Annotated in this window: 11 protein-coding genes; 2 read left to right on the plus strand and 9 right to left on the minus strand. The window is 54.5% G+C overall.

Going from position 1 to position 15300, the window contains the following annotated elements; genetic code table 11:
* Positions 1 to 8 precede the first annotated feature (8 nt).
* The 7 genes from M0646_RS09395 to bchB form a co-directional block, all read right to left on the minus strand.
* Positions 9 to 2003, minus strand: a complete 1995-nt coding sequence (locus M0646_RS09395; RefSeq protein ID WP_286625476.1) for a nitrate ABC transporter ATP-binding protein — start codon at positions 2001 to 2003, stop codon at positions 9 to 11.
* 65 nt (positions 2004 to 2068) lie between these two features.
* Positions 2069 to 2914, minus strand: a complete 846-nt coding sequence (gene ntrB / locus M0646_RS09400) for a nitrate ABC transporter permease (RefSeq protein ID WP_149820255.1) — start codon at positions 2912 to 2914, stop codon at positions 2069 to 2071.
* Between the two features lie 12 nt (positions 2915 to 2926).
* A complete protein-coding gene (locus M0646_RS09405) occupies positions 2927 to 4246 on the minus strand; it encodes a CmpA/NrtA family ABC transporter substrate-binding protein (RefSeq protein WP_286625477.1) in 1320 nt (439 codons plus the stop codon).
* A gap of 22 nt (positions 4247 to 4268) precedes the next feature.
* A complete protein-coding gene (locus M0646_RS09410) occupies positions 4269 to 5831 on the minus strand; it encodes a ferredoxin--nitrite reductase (protein ID WP_286625478.1) in 1563 nt (520 codons plus the stop codon).
* Between the two features lie 354 nt (positions 5832 to 6185).
* Positions 6186 to 7475, minus strand: coding sequence for an adenosylhomocysteinase (gene ahcY / locus M0646_RS09415; RefSeq protein ID WP_149820261.1), 1290 nt, complete (start codon positions 7473 to 7475; stop codon positions 6186 to 6188).
* A 44-nt stretch (positions 7476 to 7519) separates the two neighbouring features.
* Positions 7520 to 7903, minus strand: coding sequence for a hypothetical protein (locus M0646_RS09420; RefSeq protein WP_149820263.1), 384 nt, complete (start codon positions 7901 to 7903; stop codon positions 7520 to 7522).
* 72 nt (positions 7904 to 7975) lie between these two features.
* The gene (bchB, locus tag M0646_RS09425; RefSeq protein ID WP_286625481.1) at positions 7976 to 9502 is read right to left on the minus strand and encodes a ferredoxin:protochlorophyllide reductase (ATP-dependent) subunit B; all 1527 of its coding nucleotides are present in this window, start codon (positions 9500 to 9502) and stop codon (positions 7976 to 7978) included.
* Positions 9503 to 9747: 245 nt separating this feature from the next.
* Between bchB and M0646_RS09430 the strand changes: the two genes are divergently transcribed.
* Positions 9748 to 10896 (plus strand): citrate synthase, encoded by a 1149-nt coding sequence (locus tag M0646_RS09430; RefSeq protein WP_149820265.1) that lies wholly within the window; start codon positions 9748 to 9750, stop codon positions 10894 to 10896.
* Between the two features lie 271 nt (positions 10897 to 11167).
* Positions 11168 to 12670: an Asp-tRNA(Asn)/Glu-tRNA(Gln) amidotransferase subunit GatB gene (gatB, locus tag M0646_RS09435; RefSeq protein ID WP_286627182.1), complete on the plus strand. Its 1503-nt coding sequence runs from the start codon at positions 11168 to 11170 to the stop codon at positions 12668 to 12670.
* On the opposite strand, the gene M0646_RS09440 is transcribed toward gatB, so the two are convergent.
* Both M0646_RS09440 and M0646_RS09445 read right to left on the minus strand, forming a co-directional pair.
* Positions 12653 to 14158: an NAD(P)H-hydrate dehydratase gene (locus tag M0646_RS09440; RefSeq protein WP_286649577.1), complete on the minus strand. Its 1506-nt coding sequence runs from the start codon at positions 14156 to 14158 to the stop codon at positions 12653 to 12655. The two genes, gatB and M0646_RS09440, sit on opposite strands and share 18 nt — an antisense overlap.
* On the minus strand, positions 14155 to 15291 hold the full coding sequence (locus M0646_RS09445) for an anhydro-N-acetylmuramic acid kinase (RefSeq protein ID WP_286649578.1): 1137 nt from the start codon (positions 15289 to 15291) through the stop codon (positions 14155 to 14157). Before M0646_RS09445 ends, M0646_RS09440 begins: the two co-directional genes overlap by 4 nt.
* Positions 15292 to 15300: the final 9 nt, after the last annotated feature.

The raw sequence follows: 15300 nt of genomic DNA on the forward strand, positions 1-15300 counted from the left end.
AAAAATACCTAGACAGCAACAACCTCTTGGGGATCAACAGTGCGAATATCAAGGCCACGGCGAATCGCAGCCGCCTCAATGTAGCCAAGGGGATTATCGGGGTCAAAGGGCAGTCCATCGAAAAGAGCAAAGGCAGAACGATCTGGCTCATTATCTACAACCTTCAGTTCCCGCGCTGCCGCCCCAAAGAGATCGACTCGCCGCACCTGCTCAACAATTTCTAGCCAGTTTCTCGGGAAGGGCGTAAGTTGCCAGCGAGCCAATTGGGTCATGATCCACAGCCCTTCCAACCGCCCAGGACAGGGAGAGCGATCCACATAGAACTGGTGAAACCGGGGTTGAAAAGCAGCAACAATGCCATCCCCCCGATCAAGGGGTTCCACAAAGCCGGCATAGGCATCCTCAGGAGTACACCCCACATACTCTGGCCGACAAAGCAGTTGGGCAATTTCGGGGCGATGTTTGATCGTATCGCAGTACTCACAGGCTTCGATCAATGCCTTGACCAACGCTTGGTGTAGCTGCGGGTTGGCCTGCACCCAATCGGAACGCATGCCCACAACTTTTTCCGGGTGCCCCGACCAAATCTCCAAATCCGTAGCGACAATCACCCCAATACCCTCGCGCACTGCATGGGAGTTCCACGGTTGACCGACACAAAAGCTACTGATATGGCCGGCCTTGAGGTGATAGATCATTTGGGAGGGGGGAATCACCAACAACTCGACATCGTAATCGGGGTCAATGCCAGCGGCGGCCAGCCAGTACCGCAACAGGAGGTTGTGCATTGATGCGGCATGAACCACTCCCAGCCGGGGGCGATCGCCCGTGCGCTGAATATAGGCGCGCAGATCTTCAGCAGTCTTCACCCCCTGCTGCCACAACTGGCGACTAAAGGTGATGGCATTGCCATTGCGACTCAGTACCAACGAGGTCATCAGCGGTTGTGAAGGCTGACCGTTTAACCCCAAGGTCATGGCTAAGGGCATGGCCGCCAACAGTTGAGCGCCCGTCAAGCGACCCGCGATCACCCCCATCACCAAGTCCTGCCAGCTTTCTTCGCGATGCAGCGTGACTGACTCCAAACCATACTTAGCAAAGAAGCCCATTTCCTTGGCGACAATGAGGGGGGCACTGTCCATGAGGGGCATAAAGCCAAGGGTCAGTTCCACGGGGGTAGTTGGCGCAATGGCCGGTACCGTCAAGGAGGGACGGCGGCGTTTCTGCTGATTGAGAAAGGCAATCATCTCATTGCGCAGGCCATAGTAGCTGGGATGGTTGAGCACGTCATGGCGATTGCGGGGACGGGCAAAGGGAATTTTGAGAATTTGGCCAATGTGGGCTTCAGGGCCGTTGGTGAGCAGCACCACGCGATCCGAAAGCAGTAGTGCCTCATCCACATCATGGGTGACCATAATGCAGGTGGTTTGACTGCCCTGACACACTTGCATCAACTCATCCTGCAAAGAGCCTCGCGTCAAAGCATCAAGGGCACCAAAGGGTTCATCCAGCAGGAGTACCTCCGGTTGAATCGCCAAGGCACGGGCGATCGCCACCCGTTGCTTCATTCCTCCCGACAGTTGGGCAGGGAACTTCTCGCGGGCTTTACTGAGGTGCACCTGTTCCAGCGCCGCCTCTACCCGCTGTCGTTGCTCTGCCTTGCTCAAATGCCCCAGCACCGCCGCCACCGCCAAGGCCACATTCTGGTACACCGTTTTCCAAGGCAACAGCGAATAGTTTTGGAACACCACCATGCGATCGGGACCCGGTTCCGTCACCTGCCGTCCTGCCATCACCACGCCACCACTGCTAGGCCGCTGAAAGCCAGCAATGATATTCAAGAGCGTGGACTTGCCGCAGCCAGAGTGACCGACAAGGGAAATAAACTCCCCTTTTTGGATTTCGAGGTGGATATTCTTGAGAGCAATGTAGCGATCGCCCCCGGGCAGATCAAAAACCTGATCCACATGGTCAATTTCAATAAACGGTAAAGACTTGGCCATAGGGTTAAACAACCTAATGTTCGACAGTAAGGGGAAGAGAGGGGAGGATGGGTTACGTGAGGGAGCTAGGAATGCACCTCTTCACCGTGGCTGAGCAGGCAACCCACAAAGGCCACCGAGCGATCCAAGACCAAGCCAACAATGCCGACATAGATCACGGCAACAATAATTTCACTAATCAGAGAACTGTTCCAGGCATCCCAAATAAAGAAGCCAATGCCGACACCGCCAATGAGCATCTCCGCTGCCACAATCGCCAACCAGGACAGCCCAATGCCAATGCGCAGCCCCGTAAACACATAGGGCACCGTTGCTGGTACGAGAATATTCAGGAAATAATCCTTGCGGGAGAGCTGCAACACCCGTGCCACATTCTTGTAGTCCTTGGGAATTTGCTGCACACCGACAATCGTGTTGATGATAATTGGCCAAATGGCGGTAATGAAGATCACAAAAATCGCTGCCGGTTCATTGTCCCGCAGAGCCGCCAAGGAAATGGGCAACCACGCAAGGGGGGGCACCGGACGCAACACCTGCAAAATGGGATCCACTGCATCGTAGAGCACTCGACTAGAGCCAATCAGCATCCCCAGCCCCACCCCAATGACTGCTGCCAAGGAAAAGCCAACGGCCACCCGCCGCAGACTGGAGAGAATTTGCCACCCCAACCCCACATCCGTGCCACTCCCTTGATAAAAGGGATCAACTATCAACCCCCAAGTTTCAGTAATAACAGTGAGGGGCGTTGGCAGGCGAAGTAGCCCCGCCATGCAGACAAACTGCCAAATGACCAAGAAACACAGCACCCCCAAACTACCCAGTACCACTTTGCGGAACATCGCTGACTTCTTGAGATGCTTTAACCAGCGCCGCCGTCGAGATTGAGTGAAACCCATAGAAGAACTTGCCATTGCTCTTTACCTCTAAACTTTTTTCAAATCCAAACCACTCAAGTAGGCCTGAGGATTTTGGGGATCAAAGGCCACACCATCAAAAAAGGTCTCCACGCCCCGAGAGGTGGTGGTGGGAATTTCCGCTGCCGGCACCCCCATCGCTTGAGCGGCTTCGCGCCACAGATCCTCACGGTTTACTTTTTGGATGAGAGCTTTAGTGTCCATATCCGGCGGCAAATACCCCCAGCGAATGTCCTCCGTCAGGAACCACAGATCATGACTTTGGTAGGGATAAGAGGCATTGTCTCGCCAGAACTTCATCGCTAGATCGGGGTTGTCAAAGGTACGGCCATTGCCAAAGTCAAACTTACCGAGGGAGCGATCCAAAATATTCTTCTCGGGTACCTTCAACCATTGCCGCTGGGCAATTATCTTGACCATTTCTGGTTTATTTTCAGGTTGGTCACACCACTGTTGTGCTTCCATCACAGCCATCAATAGAGCTTTAGTGGCCTTCGGATGCTGATCAACCCAATCCGCCCGCAAAGTCAGCGATTTCTCAGGATGATCCTGCCAAAATTCACCCGTGGTAATAGCATCAACCCCCACCTTTTGATTCACCGCTTGTTGTGGCCATGGCTCACCCACACAGAAAGCTTCCATGGTTCCAGTTTTCACATTGGCCACCATTTGCGGAGGAGGCACAACGATCACAGAAACGTCCTTCTCAGGATCAATGCCGCCGGCAGCCAGCCAGTAGCGCATCCACAGATCATGGGTGCCCCCTGGAAATGTCACTGCCACTTTGATCTGCTCTTGCTGATTCTGGGCACGCCGTTCAGCACGGGTTTTAGCAAAGGCCTCCTTCAGGGGGCTACTGTCAGTCCTGATATTGAGATCCTTGTAAGCATTGGCCAAGACAATTCCCTGACCATTCGTGTTTAACCGCGCCAAGATATACATGGGTACAGGTTTGCCACCGGTAATGGTTCCCACGGTCATCAGGTAGGGCATTGGTGTAAGAATGTGGGCACCATCAATGCCACCCCCGGCAGAACCCAAGACCAAGTTGTCGCGGGTCACGCCCCAGGAAGCCTGCTTAATCACCTCCACATCGGGCATCCCATACTTGGCAAACAAGCCCTTTTCCTTGGCAATAATCAGGGGAGCCGCGTCCGTCAGAGCAATAAAGCCCAGTTTCGCTCCCATCACTTCTGGAGTTTCCGCTAGGGTGGTGGGTTGGGCAACATCACTAGTTTGCTGGCTATTACCACAACCGTGGGAGATCAATGTCATGGCCGTTGTAACCGCAGCGGTCACGAGAAAGTGACGCCGGGAGAAAGTCACCATTGGTTTACAAATCCTTTAATTCCTAAACAATCGACAAGGCTAATTCAGCGTGTATCGGAACCTGCAGCGTATGTGAACTGATGGGCTGAGCACCAAAGTGATCAATCAACAGTTGGCGCAGTACCTCCGGCAGTTCATCACAGGGAATCGCTTTTTTCACACAGGTGCCCAGCTTGGCATCCTTACCGACCTTGCCACCCATGTACAAATCCACGGCATCCACGGTTTCGCCGTTACGACGGGTTTTTGTACCCATCAGGCCAATATCGGCCACTTGGGGTTGACCACAGGAGTTAGGACACCCGGTCCAGTGAATGCGCACCGGTTGAGGGAGCACCAGTTGTTGATTCAGCCAGCGGACGAGGGCAAGGGCACGATTTTTGGTTTCAATGAGGGCAAAGTTGCAAAACTGAGCACCCGTGCAGGAAACGAGGGCACGTTCTAAAGGCGGTGGTTCCGGCCGAAACTTAGTGAGGAGGGGTTCGCGCAGCAGGCTTGGTAAAACAGCGCTAGGCACATGGGGAATGATCAGATTTTGCTCCACTGTCAGCCGCACTTCCGATTGGCCATAGACTTGAGCTAGCCGTGCCAATTCATAAAAATCGGTGGCATAGAGGCGCCCTACGGGCACATGCAGTCCCACATAGTTCAACCCCCGCTGTTTTTGGCAATGCACCCCCAGATGATCTCGCTTGTCCCAGTCAATTTCATCCTTGGGAGCGGCACTGAGGAGTTCAAAGGGGAGTTTAGCGGCCACTGCTGCCCGGAATTTTTCGATACCCCATTCATCAATCAGCCACATGAGCCGCGCTTTTTGCCGATTGCCCCGTAGGCCATGGTCACGGAAAATTTCAAGGATGGCACGTGAGAGGTGCACCACAGCATCATCGGGAGGCACCCAAGCATTGAGGGGGATAGCGGCAGCGCAACGCCGAGCAGAGAAGAAACCACCGACCAAAACATTGAAGCCCAAACGCCCTTGCCGATAGGCAGGCACAAAGGCAACATCGTTAATTTCGGCATGGACAGAGTTATCCCGCCCCCCCTCGATCGCAATGTTGAATTTGCGGGGTAGATTGCTAAATTCCGGATTCCCCTGACCGTTGTTGGTAATCATCGCCTGCAATTTCATAATCAGGGGGCGAGTATCAACGAGTTCGGCCGCATCAATGCCCGCCACTGGCGATCCAGTGAGGTTGCGCACATTGTCCATGCCGGATTGCACAGAGGTCAGGCCACAGGCTTGCAGCCGCTCTATGATTTCGGGAATATCCTCAATGGGCAGACCGCGAATCTGAATGTTTTGACGGGTGGTGATGTCACCATTGCCGTTCTCACCATAGCGGTCCACAATTTCGCCAAGGGTTCGCAGTTGTTGACTGGTGAGAATCCCATGGGGTACCCGCAGCCGCATCATGAACCTGCCGGGGGTAACGGGGCGAAAGAAAATCCCAAGCCACTTGAGGCGAACATCGCGGTCAGCTTCAGGAATGCTTTCCCAGCCCATGGCTGCGAATTTCTCTAGCTCTTGTTTAACCGCTAAGACATCTTTCTCTTTTTTAATGGCTTCAATTTTGTTGCTCACGGTTGTTGCCCTTGTCTTCAACGGGTTACTTGAACACCCAATTTAGGCAGGTCAATCATGAACATTTGTAAATTTTGCTACATTTTCTTTGTCGCTATACAGTTTTCGTATTAAAAATATGCCAAAACTGTATCTAACCTTAACTTCAGGGCGGGGGACTTAATCTACCCAAACAACTAAAACAGCCCAAATTGCTCTATAAAAAGATGACATCCGGTTGCGGTAGCCGCTATTTTAGAAAAAGGCTATTGATGACAATAAATTAAAAAATAAATAAAAAGCTGCACCCTGAGATTAGCCCTAGCTAGGACGCAGCACGCAACGTTCTAATGATTTTGCAGGTGGATGGGGGGTCTAAGTGCCAGAAGTCCAAGAGTTCATGTACTCCACCTGTTCCGCAGTGAGGGTATCAATGGCAATGCCCATGGCTTGGAGTTTCAAACGGGCAATTTCTTGATCCACTGCTGCGGGAATGGGATGGATGCCGGCCGCCAATTGACCTTTATTTTTGACAAGATACTCACAGCCAAGGGCTTGGTTGGCAAAGCTCATATCCATCACACTGGCGGGGTGGCCTTCAGCAGCCGCAAGGTTAATCAGTCGCCCTTCCCCCAAAACAATGATGGACTTGCCACTGGGGAGAATGTATTCCTCGGTGAAGTTGCGCACGACGCGGACTTCCTTGGCGAGGGTTTTCAGGGTGGCAAGGTCAATTTCAATGTCAAAGTGACCGGAGTTGGCTACCATTGCCCCATCTTTCATGACGGCAAAGTGCTCGGCGCGAATCACATGCTTATTCCCAGTTACAGTAATGAAAATATCCCCAAGGGGCGCGGCTTCGATCATGGGCATCACCCGGAAGCCATCCATGACTGCCTCAATGGCCCGCACGGGATCAATTTCCGTCACAATCACATTGGCACCCATGCCCCGTGCCCGCAGCGCTGTCCCTTTACCGCACCAGCCATAGCCAGCCACGACAACGGTTTTACCGGCAAGCAGAATGTTCGTTGCCCGAATGATGCCATCTAGGGTGGATTGACCGGTGCCGTAGCGGTTGTCAAAGAAGTGTTTGGTGTCGGCATCGTTGACATTAATGGCGGGGAAGGTGAGGACGCCATCGCGGAACATGGCCTTGAGGCGGACAATGCCAGTGGTGGTTTCTTCAGTGGTGCCAATAATGTCACTGAGTTGGTGCTGGCGCTCTTTGACGAGGGTGGCAACCACATCACAGCCGTCATCAATGATGATGTTGGGACGGTGATCAAGGGCAATATTGACGTGGCGCATATAGGTGGCGGTGTCTTCCCCTTTTTGGGCAAAGACCGGGATGCCGTAGTTCACCACTAGGCTAGCGGCGACATCGTCTTGGGTGGAGAGGGGATTACTGGCAATAAGAACCGCGTCAGCACCGCCGGCTTTGAGGGCGATCGCTAGATTGGCGGTTTCTGTGGTCACATGGCAGCAGGCGGCCAAGCGAATACCGGCAAGGGGCTTTTCTTTTGCAAAGCGATCGCGAATCTGGCGCAGCACTGGCATCTCCCGACTGGCCCATTCAATGCGTTGCTGCCCTAAGGGCGCAAGGCTCAAATCTTTGACATCGTGACGAACAGAGGCTTCAGGTTTAATCGGAGAAGACACCATACTGCGGTTCCTGACAAAAGGTTACGGCTCCCCATTATAATCGCCTAAGGGGAATTCTTCCGCAGTACCCAACTGGTCACCGTGCCGCCGGGGAAAATGAGCAAATTCACGGTGCCAATTTCCAACAGATGCCCCTTGCGATTGCGAAACTGAAAGGTGCAGATATCCACCCCCACCATGAGTTGACAACCCATCAGTTCGCTATAGCCTTGACTGAGGAGATAGGCCACAATCGGGGTTGTCGTTGTCGGATTCACCATTGCCGAATTAACTACGGGTTGCCAACCGCGATCAAGGAGGCGTTGGCGGGCATCGGCATAGCTCATCCCTTGGCGTAAACGCGGAACTCGCTGCGCAAGGGCAGCCGGTGCAAACCCTACCCCTGCTGCCAGTAAACCAAGGGCAATGAAACGTTTCAGCAATACCATAGCAATTGCTTGTTAAATGCCAATCGCTATACGCTGCAAGGGTCAGGTTCATGCAGGTTCCAGAGGTGAAACTTAAGCCCCCACGGCTTCTTTGGCAGCATAGAGCACTTCTACGGTGATCTCGCTAATCCCCTGTTCGCGGGCAAATTTTTCGGTGTTGCGCTTCACCTTGCCGCGCACAAAGCCGGGAATCTTGTTTAATTCCGCTAGCCCATCCGCGGTCCATGTCAAATCCGAGTCGGCGGAAAGCCCGTTGTGAATCACTTCCTTGGTGTCGTGGCCACCAAAAATTTCCAGCAGGTGGTCTTCCATGCCCAAGGTGAAGGAGTTGTAAATTAAATCCACTAGTTGGTTGGTACCTTCGTAGCCAAGGAAGGGTCGATAGCCGACGGGAAAGTCTTGGATGTGGATGGGCGCGGCAATAACACCACAGGGAATGTTGAGGCGTTTGCCCACATGGCGCTCCATTTGGGTGCCAAAGATGGCCGCGGGTTCAACGCGGGCGATCGCGTCCCCCACCACCGTGTGGTCATCGGTAATCAGTACCTCGTCACAAAAGCCCGCCACCTCTGCGCGGAACCAATCGGCATCGTATTTGCAGTACGTCCCCGCCCAAACAACGTGGATGCCCATTTCCCGACTGAGAATTTTGGTCATTGCCGCTGCATGGGTATTGTCCCCAAAGACCACTGCTTTTTTACCGGTGAGGTTTTGGCAGTCAATGGAGCGGGAAAACCAAGCGGCTTGGGACACCTCCCGTGTTTGCTGTTCAATAAAGGCTTCGTAGTCCACATTGGCTCCTTGGGCATTGAGCACCGCTTGAATGGCACGGATACAGCGGGCGGTTTCCACCACACCCATCGGCGTCATCTTCACGCTTGGCTGGCCAAATTCCGTTTCTAGGTACTGGGCGGTGAGGCCGCCAATTTCCCGATAGGGGACAAGGTTAAACCATGCTTGGGGCAGTCGGGCAAGGTCGTGGACGCTGGCCGCCGCAGGAATCACCAGATTCACCTGAATGCCAAGGTTGGCCATGAGTTGTTTCAGCTCGCGGCAGTCATGCTGATTGTGGAAGCCGAGGGTGGTGATGCCAATAATGTTGACGCTAGGGGTGGGGGTTTTGCTGGTCACTAAGGTGCCTTGGCGGCGGGCTTTGTCAATATAAAACTGCACGATTTGCTCAAGGGTGCGATCGGCGGCTTGCAATTCATTGACGCGATAGTGATTGACATCCGCCAAGAGGACATCGGCAGTGGTGCTGAGGCTGGCGCGTTGGACAAAGTTTTGTAAGTCTTCCTGAAGAATGCTAGAGGTGCAGGTGGGGGTGAGCACAATTAAATCAGGGTGCTCTTCAGTGTCTTTGCGGGTGATATTGTCCACCACTTTTTCTTGGGAGCCGCGTGCCAAGACATGGCGATCGACAATACTGGCCGTAACAGGCGTAAAGTCGCGCTCTCGCTCGAGCATCGATCGCATGACGTTGAAGTAATCATCCCCAAGGGGCGCGTGCATAATGCCATGAACATTTTTGAAGGAACTGGCAATGCGCAGAGTACCAATGTGGGCAGGCCCTGCATACATCCAGTAGGCAAGTTTCATCGCGTCAACTCCTTGGGCAAAGGCATTTTGATGTCCGATCGCGATCGTAGCGAGGCTCTTTCCCTCGCCCGCCAAAACGTTACAAAACTTGAATGAAGTGGGAATGTCCCTTAACAAACCTCACGGAATTCCCTATCCGCCTATGCAGTGGGGTCGTTCACCATACCAACATCTTTCCCCTCTCCCCTAAAATTGATCAATACTGCAATTCCAATTCAGTTTGCCCCTTTTAAGGACACCCACGCATGGTTGCTTGCGAATTTAGCCCCGGTCTTGACGGTATTCCCGTTGCTCAGTCGGCCATTAGCTATGTGGATGGCCAAGCAGGCGTTCTTGAGTATCGCGGTGTCCCGATTGAGGAACTAGCGGAGAAAAGCACATTTTTGGAAACTGCCTTCCTCTTGATTTGGGGTTACTGGCCGAGCAAGGAGGAGTTGGCAGCCTTTGAGCACGATATTACCTACCATCGCCGCGTGAAATATCGCATTCGCGACATGATGAAATGCTTTCCCGACAGTGGCCATCCCATGGATGCCCTACAGGCCTCGGCGGGAGCCTTGGGATTGTTCTATTCGCGGCGGGCCCTCGACGATCCGGAGTACATTCGGGCAGCAGTCATCCGCCTCTTGGCCAAAATTCCAACAATGGTGGCGGCGTTTCAACTGATTCGCAAGGGGAATGATCCGGTCATGCCCTGTGATGAGCTGGACTATGCGGCCAACTTTCTCTACATGCTCAATGAGCGGCGTCCCGATCCCTTTGCGGCACGGGTATTTGATATTTGCTTGATTCTCCATGCCGAGCACACGATGAATGCCTCTACCTTCTCGGCGCGGGTGACGGCCTCGACATTGACAGACCCTTACGCTGTGGTTGCTTCAGCGGTGGGTACACTGGCAGGGCCACTCCACGGGGGCGCCAATGAAGATGTGATCAATATGCTCGAAGAAATCGGCAGCGTGGAGAATGTCCGTCCCTATGTGGAAAAGTGCGTCCAGAATAAGATCAAAATTGCCGGCTTTGGCCACCGCGTGTATAAGGTCAAGGATCCCCGCGCCACGATTTTACAGAAGTTGGCGGAACAGTTGTTTGATAAGTTTGGCGGCGATCGCTACTACGACATTGCCCTGAAACTGGAAGAAGTGGTGGGTGAATACCTCAGTTACAAGGGGATTTATCCCAATGTGGACTTTTACTCGGGGCTTGTCTATCGGCGGTTGGGCATTCCTAGTGATCTGTTTACGCCTGTGTTTGCGATTGCCCGCGTGGCCGGTTGGCTAGCCCACTGGAAAGAACAACTGGAGGCCAATCGCATCTATCGCCCCACCCAAGTCTATACGGGTGCCCACAATCAGCCCTATGTGCCCATGGAGGAGCGCAATCATCGCCCCTAGCTCTTGATCCTCAATTCCCCCCCTGAAGACAGTCCTTTTCTGAAAATGGATATAGACCTAGGGCAATCAAATACTCTCCTGTACTTGCTTTCACAGCCTTAGCGTGTTCCATCCTTGGGAAAAGGGCTGTAAGCTGCTTTATAGTGGCGGTACCCTTGTGGAGTTTCTGATGGCAAAGGCAAAATCAAGCAAACAGCAAGCATCGAAAACCTCAAAAACATCAAAAACGGCGAAATCCACCCCATCAACCTCGACGCAGCAGGCAGCAACCATTGCGCCTGAACCCACCCCTGTGGATCCCGCCAGTCTCACCTACGAGGCGGTGATTGGCCTAGAGATTCACTGCCAACTGAGTACCCAAACCAAAATTTTCTCGTCTAGCTCGACCCAGTTTGGGGCACCCCCGAATACCAACATTGACCCAGTGTGTTTGGGTTTGCCGGGGACACTCCCTGTGTTGAATGAAAAGGTGCTCGAGTATGCGGTGAAGGCGGGTTTAGCCCTCAATTGTCAGATTGCCCCCTACAGCAAATTCGATCGCAAGCAGTATTTTTATCCCGACTTGCCGAAAAACTATCAAATCTCGCAGTACGACCTGCCCATTGCCCAGCATGGCTACCTTGAGATTGAACTGGTGGATGACAACGGCACCGCCCACCGTAAAAAAATTGGCATTACTCGCCTGCACATGGAGGAAGATGCCGGCAAACTGGTTCACGCGGGGAGCGATCGCCTGTCTGGCTCCACCTACTCCCTAGTGGACTTGAATCGGGCAGGGGTGCCCCTTGTGGAAATTGTCTCTGAGCCAGATCTGCGCACGGGTCAAGAAGCTGCCGAATATGCCCAAGAACTGCGGCGCATTCTCCGTTACTTGGGGGTTTGCGACGGCAATATGCAGGAGGGGTCGCTGCGCTGCGATGTCAATATCTCCGTGCGCCCCGTGGGCAGCGCCACCTTTGGCACCAAGGTCGAGATTAAGAATATGAACTCCTTTAGTGCCATCCAACGCGCCATTGACTATGAAATTGAGCGGCAAGTCGCTGCCGTCAAAGCGGGCGAAGCCATCGTTCAAGAAACCCGCCTCTGGGATGAGGCCACGCAGCAAACGCGCACCATGCGGGTCAAGGAAGGCTCCAGTGACTACCGCTACTTTCCTGAACCCGATCTCGGACCCATTGAAGTCAGTGCTGAGCAACTGGCCACTTGGCGTGCGGCTCTACCTGAACTGCCAGCGCAAAAGCGGCACCGCTACGAGACCGAGTGGGGCCTGCCCCCCCAAGATGCCCGCGTCCTCACCGATGAGCGAGCCGTTGCCGAGTACTTTGAGGCCACCGTTGCCGCCGGGGCACCCCCGAAATTAGCGGCCAACTGGATCATGGGGGATATTACCGCCTATCTCAAGGAACAAAAACTGGCGATCGAGGCACTGCCTCTGAAACCTGCTGAATTGGCGGAACTGATCCAACTGATTGAGGCGGGCACTATCAGTAGCAAAATGGCCAAGGATCTGCTGCCGGAGTTACTGGCTCAAGGCGGCTCCCCCAAAGCCCTTGTCGAGAAAAAAGGCCTCAGTCAAATCTCTGATGTCGCTACCCTAGAGGCAATGATTGATGAAGTGCTAGCAGCGCACCCCAATGAACTGGAACAATACCGCGCGGGCAAGACAAAACTTCAGGGCTTCTTTGTTGGCCAAATCATGAAGAAAACAGCAGGGCGAGCCGACCCGAAGCTGACCAATCAACTCTTGGCCAAAAAGCTAAACCCCAGCAGTTAGAGCAGCGTGCAGCGTCGGTAACAGGTGGGCAATCAGTTGTTCAGGATAGACCCCTAGGGCAGTGGCCTCTCGTTCTGCCTGAAGGCCTGCTTGAGCGTGCCACCAAACCCCACCATAGGTTGCGCTGAGGGCTTCCTGCTGCGCCAAAAGACCGCCAATAAGCCCTGTGAGGACATCGCCACTGCCCCCTCGGGCAAGGGCAGGGGTACTGTGGGGGTTGATCCAGAGGTCACCCTTCGGAGAGGCAATGGCTGTCCGTGCGCCCTTGAGAAGAACAATGGCATTACTGCGGCTCGCAGCGGCGGTCACTTGATCAAGGCGATCGCCGGTGACAAGGTCTGGAAACAGGCGCCGAAACTCGCCATAGTGGGGGGTCAAAATGGTCGGACTTGGCAGCGGCCATGGCGAGAGCGTCGCTAGGATATTCAGAGCATCGGCATCCAAGACAAGGGGTTGCCCGGCACCGAGAACGGTTTCCACAACGGGCACCGCCTCAGGGGTTAGCCCCGGCCCACAGGCAATGGCTGAGAACTTGCTCAAGTCTAGTGGTTCCGGCAAGCCAGCGATCGCCCCCCTCGCTGTTTCTGGACAGCCAACAACAATGGCATCGGGGACTCGTGAGAGCACAAGGGACTTCAGGGACTGGGGCACTGCCACCACTAGCATTCCCACACCCGTACAGCGGGCGGCGAGGGCACTGAGGAGAATACTGCCGCCAAACTGGGCAGAGCCGCCAATGAGTAACAGTTGTCCCTGCTGATACTTGTGGGTAATGGGCGATCGCGACAGGGGCAATTCTTGCCAACAGGAAGCATCTAAGCAATATCGCCGGGGCGCAGTCGCCAACACCGCTTCAATCACCACCGCAGGAATATCAAAGGGGATTAACACCCCCTGCCCCACCCAAGGCTGTGCTTCCTCTACCAGTAGCCCCCGCTTCCACAGTCCTAAACAGAGGGTGCGATCAGCCTGAATTGCCGTACCCAAAACTGCCCCGGTATCACTGTGGAGTCCCGAGGGGACATCAATACTCACCCGTGGTTGCCGCCACGTGTTGATTTGGTCAATGGCAGCGGCAAGTTCACCCGTCAGTTCCCGCTCTAGGCCAAAGCCAAAAAGACCATCCACGATCAGGTCAACCTCTTGCAAGCTGTCCACCGTCTCGACAAAGGGCAGACCGAGAAAGCGGGCATAGCGGGCATGATCCGCCGTCAGGGGTTTCAAACGTTCAAAGGGCTGCCAGACCTGCACCCCATAGCCGCGGTGCCATAGTTCCCGCGCCACCACCAGAGCATCGCCGCCATTGTGCCCCGGACCGGCCAAAACCCCAACACGGGAATACCGTGGAAACTGATGCTGGAGAAAGTCGCTGAGGCGTTGTCCCACCTTTTCCATCAGGGCAGGCACTGGAAAGCCGGCATTGAACATCGCCCCCTCGATTGCCTGCATTTCAGCCGTGGTGACAATGGCTGGAAAGGTTGTTTTCATGACTGTCCAATCCAACACTGACCCAAGGGAACCGCTTGGCGCGCACCTGTGACTTGGGGTAAATTCCCCGGCAAGCCCAACTCATGCCAGTAGGCGAGAATAGCGAAGGCGATCGCCTCTTTGGCATCCACCGGTACGCCCGCCGTCGCAGTGGTTTCCACGGGAATGTCTCCTAAATGCATCTGAAGGCGCTCCCTGAGAAAACGATTGTGGGCACCGCCGCCACAGAGGAAGATCCGCTGCGGTTTTTGGGGCAAAAATTGGCGATAGCTCTCAACCATACTGCGAGCCGTAAATTCCGTCAGTGTGGCCAGAAGATCCGCAGGCGCCAGACCAGCAGCCTCAGTGCGGCATCGCTGCCAAAAGGGCAGACCAAAGTATTCTCGCCCTGTGGACTTTGGCGGCGGCTGCTGAAAGAAGGGGTCTTGCAGCCAGTGCTCTACCAGTGGATCGATAATTTTGCCCTGCCGCGCCCATGCCCCATCGGCATCGTAGGTGAATTCACCCCCCGATAACTCCGTTACGGCCAGATCAAGCAGCACATTGCCGGGACCTGTATCCCAACCCATGACCCCTTTGCCCTCAGGATCCTCTCGTTGAGGCGGCAAGTAGGTAACATTGCCGATGCCACCGATGTTTTGCACACAGCGGACTTCCGTGGGATGACTGAGAAGACACCAATCGATCCGAGGCACGAGGGGCGCTCCTTGACCCCCCGAGGCAATATCCTGAGCACGAAAGTTAGCAATGGTGGTAATCCCCGTGCGCCAAGCAATCCAATCTCCCCGTCCCAGTTGTAGGCTGTAGCCGAGGCGATCGCCCGTGGGGGGGCGATGAAAGACCGTTTGACCGTGGGAGCCAATGAGATCTGCGCGGGGATATCCCTGTTGAACCGTTTGTGCTGCAAGGGCAAAGGCCTCGGCGATCGCCTCATCCAACTCCGCCAACGCTGCAAGGGTCAAGGGTTTTGCGCCACAAATGTCGAGAATCTGCTGCCGTAGGGCTGTGGGATAGGGCACCGTACAAAAATTCAGCACCTGTACCTCAAGGTCGCGATCGCCCCCCGCCAATGCAACTAAGGCCGCATCAATCCCATCCACCGAGGTTCCGCTCATCAGGCCAATGACACGCATAGTCTGCGC

Source organism: Thermosynechococcus sp. B3 (genome assembly GCF_030323045.1).
Taxonomy (GTDB): Bacteria; Cyanobacteriota; Cyanobacteriia; order Thermosynechococcales; family Thermosynechococcaceae; genus Thermosynechococcus.

Coding starts and splice junctions, on each gene's coding strand:
- M0646_RS09405 (WP_286625477.1), bottom strand. CDS start 4,246: ATGGTGACTTTCTCCCGGCGTCACTTTCTCGTGACCGCTGCGGTTACA.
- ahcY (WP_149820261.1), bottom strand. CDS start 7,475: ATGGTGTCTTCTCCGATTAAACCTGAAGCCTCTGTTCGTCACGATGTC.
- ntrB (WP_149820255.1), bottom strand. CDS start 2,914: ATGGCAAGTTCTTCTATGGGTTTCACTCAATCTCGACGGCGGCGCTGG.
- M0646_RS09430 (WP_149820265.1), top strand. CDS start 9,748: ATGGTTGCTTGCGAATTTAGCCCCGGTCTTGACGGTATTCCCGTTGCT.
- M0646_RS09395 (WP_286625476.1), bottom strand. CDS start 2,003: ATGGCCAAGTCTTTACCGTTTATTGAAATTGACCATGTGGATCAGGTT.
- M0646_RS09440 (WP_286649577.1), bottom strand. CDS start 14,158: ATGAAAACAACCTTTCCAGCCATTGTCACCACGGCTGAAATGCAGGCA.
- M0646_RS09445 (WP_286649578.1), bottom strand. CDS start 15,291: ATGCGTGTCATTGGCCTGATGAGCGGAACCTCGGTGGATGGGATTGAT.
- M0646_RS09420 (WP_149820263.1), bottom strand. CDS start 7,903: ATGGTATTGCTGAAACGTTTCATTGCCCTTGGTTTACTGGCAGCAGGG.
- bchB (WP_286625481.1), bottom strand. CDS start 9,502: ATGAAACTTGCCTACTGGATGTATGCAGGGCCTGCCCACATTGGTACT.